Source organism: Dietzia sp. Cai40 (genome assembly GCF_014145165.1).
In the GTDB taxonomy this organism is placed as follows: domain Bacteria; phylum Actinomycetota; class Actinomycetes; order Mycobacteriales; family Mycobacteriaceae; genus Dietzia; species Dietzia natronolimnaea.
Genome location: NZ_JAALEB010000466.1, coordinates 1 through 1,707 on the forward strand (window position 1 = coordinate 1; position 1,707 = coordinate 1,707).

The window sequence follows — 1,707 nt, forward strand, 5'->3', positions numbered from 1 at the left end:
CGCGGTGGCCGGGGCGCTCATGCAGGGCGCGTTCGGCAACCCGCTCGCCGAGCCCAGCGTGGTGGGGGTGTCCGCCGGGGCGGCCGTGGGCGCCGCGGCGGCGATCGTGTTCGGGCTGACCGCCTTCGGTGCCTGGACCAGCGTCGTCTGCGCTTTCGTCGCCGGCATCATCACCACCACCGCGGTGTACCTGTTCAGCCGGAGCAACGGCAGGACCGAGGTGGTCACGCTGGTCCTCACCGGCATCGCCGTGAACGCCGTCGCCGGAGCCGCGCTCGCGCTGCTCATGTTCCTCGGGGACACCCAGGCCCGCGAGGAGATCGTGTTCTGGCAACTGGGAAGCCTGAACGGCAGCCGGTGGGAGCACGTCCTGGTGGTGGCGCCTCTGGCGTTGCTCGGGCTGGTCCTGGCAGCGCGTCTGGCGCGACCTCTGGACCTGCTCGCGCTCGGAGAGCGCCCGGCCCGCCACCTGGGCGTCAACGTGGAGCGGTTGCGTGTCTTCTCGATCCTGCTGGTCGGCCTGCTCACGGCCGCTGCGGTGAGCTTCTGCGGCATCGTCGCGTTCGTCGGCCTGGTGGTGCCGCATCTCGTCCGCATGATCGCCGGGCCGGGCCACCGACTGCTGCTTCCGGCGTCGGCGCTGGGTGGTGCGGTGTGTCTGCTGGCGGCCGACCTGCTCGCCCGCACCGCCGTGAACTACGCGGAGCTGCCACTGGGGATGGTGACGGCCGCCGTCGGCGGACCGTTCTTCTTCTGGCTCCTCCACCGCACCCGTCGCACCGCAGGGGGCTGGGGATGAGCGTCACCGGGTCACGCGTACCGGTGCTGTCCGCCGAACGCGTCACGGTACGAATCGGTGGCCGGACCCTGCTCGACGCGGTCGACCTGGAGGTCTACGCAGGCGAGGTGCTGGCGCTGGTGGGCCCCAACGGTGCGGGCAAGTCCACGCTGCTCGGCGTGGTGGCGGGGGACACCGACCCGGACTCCGGCCGCACGGTGCTCGACGGCACCGATCTCCACCGGTGGCGTCTCGGCGACCTCGCCCGCCGCCGGGCCCTGCTCACCCAGGCCAACTCGGTCGCCTTCCCCTTCACCGTGCGGGAGATCGTCGCGATGGGGCGCGCCCCCTGGGCAGCGCTGCCCGAGGGGAACGACGACGAGGAGATCATCGAGGAGTCGTTGGCCGCCACCGACACCTCCTCGCTGCGGTCCCGGACCTTCCCGACCCTGTCCGGTGGAGAGAAGGCGCGCGCCTCACTGTCGAGGGCGCTCGCCCAGCGGGCCGGAGTGCTGCTCCTCGACGAACCCACCGCCGCGGTGGACCTGCGCCATCAGGAGATCGTCCTGGAGCTGGCCCGGACCGTGGCCGACGCCGGCGGGGCGGTGGTGGTGGTCCTGCACGACCTGGAGTTGGCCGCCGCGTGGTCCGACCGGCTCGTCATGATCTCCGGGGGTCGGATCCGTGCCGAGGGGCCACCCGACCGGGTCCTCACCGCCGAGCTGGTGGAAGAGGTCTATCAGCAGCCGGTTCTCGTCGACCGTCATCCCGTCACCGGGGACCTGTTGGTCACCCCGGATCGACGTCGATTCCGCACCGCCCGGACGCCGGCGGAGCCCGCGTTCCCGGCGACACTCGGGTCGGCCCTCGTCAAGGAGTTCACGTGATTCACACCCGGTCATCAACGATGCGGGCGTCCGCGATGCGGA

Annotated in this window: 2 protein-coding genes; both read left to right on the forward strand. The window is 72.0% G+C overall.

Annotation, left to right across the window (positions count from 1 at the left end; translation table 11 throughout):
• A partial coding sequence (locus G6022_RS15695) for an iron ABC transporter permease (RefSeq protein ID WP_182691970.1) occupies nucleotides 1–799 on the forward strand: 799 nt, incomplete at its 5' end.
• Nucleotides 796–1,665 (forward strand): heme ABC transporter ATP-binding protein, encoded by an 870-nt coding sequence (locus tag G6022_RS15700; protein ID WP_182610083.1) that lies wholly within the window; start codon nucleotides 796–798, stop codon nucleotides 1,663–1,665. The genes G6022_RS15695 and G6022_RS15700, both read left to right, overlap by 4 nt.
• Nucleotides 1,666–1,707: the final 42 nt, after the last annotated feature.

What these genes read in the sequence shown, in the direction of transcription:
- G6022_RS15700 (WP_182610083.1), top strand. Translation starts at nt 796, where the DNA reads ATGAGCGTCACCGGGTCACGCGTACCGGTGCTGTCCGCCGAACGCGTC.